Here is a 949-nt window from a genome sequence, read left to right on the forward strand (position 1 = left end):
GGCCGTCATGAGCGCAAGCTGCAAGGGTTACGCCGTCAGATAGCCTTGCCCGATGCCGAAATTGAAGCTGTCTGCGACGGTCCAGCGCTCCTTGAAGCGCCGCTGCTTCCAGGCTTCGTCCGGCACATTGGCGCGCGCCACCCCCGGCACGCCCACCGGCCAGGCGGCGCCCAGGCCGAATTCGCGCGCGACCTTGGCGATCGCCTCCTGACCCACCCGGCGCGCCATTTCGTAGAAATAGACGTTGCAGGAGACCTTCAGGGCCGCCCGCATATCCACCGCGCCATGCCCGCCAGCACGGTGACAGTGAAAGCGCTGCGATCCCAATGTGGTGAACCCGCGGCAGACGATCCGCTCCCCTGGATCGACCACGCCGGCTTCCAGCGCAGCCAGCGCTGTCATCATCTTGAAGGTGGATCCGGGCGGATAAGTGCCGCGCACCGCCTTGTGATACAGGGGTTTTTTCTCGTCGTTCAAAAGCGCTGAATAGGCTGACGACGCGATCCCGTTGACGAACTGGTTGGGGTCGAAGCCGGGCGCCGATGTCATGACGATCAGGTCGCCGCTGCGCACGTCCATCACGATGGCCGAACCGCTCTCCTCGCCCAGCCGGTCATAGGCGAACTGCTGGAGATCAGCGTCAATCGTCAGGACCATGTCCTGGCCGGGCAGGGGTGCAAGCTCGGGATCGCGCACCTCGCGGATCACACGCCCGCCGGAATCCACTTCCAGTTTCAGCGCGCCATGCTTGCCGCGCAGACCCGCTTCCTGGCTGCCCTCCAGGCCCTCCTTGCCCAGACGCACGCCAGGCGCCTTCAGGATCGGGTCGCCTTCGGCTTCTTTCTGATTGGCCCGGGCCACATAGCCCCCGAGGTGGGCGAACGCGGGGCCACGCGGATAGGCGCGGGCTTGCCCGATTTCAGGCCGAATGCCGGGATAGGCGGCGACC

1 protein-coding gene is annotated in these 949 nt (G+C 66.0%); it reads right to left on the reverse strand.

Features of this window, described 5'->3' with window-relative positions; all coding sequences use genetic code 11:
* Nucleotides 1–27: 27 nt before the first annotated feature.
* Nucleotides 28–949 (reverse strand): penicillin-binding transpeptidase domain-containing protein (locus ACLD7X_RS17120; protein ID WP_411424894.1); only part of this gene is annotated, 922 nt, incomplete at its 5' end.

It is taken from the genome of Aphanothece microscopica RSMan92 (assembly GCF_046613545.2).
GTDB lineage: Bacteria > Cyanobacteriota > Cyanobacteriia > PCC-6307 > Cyanobiaceae > NIES-981.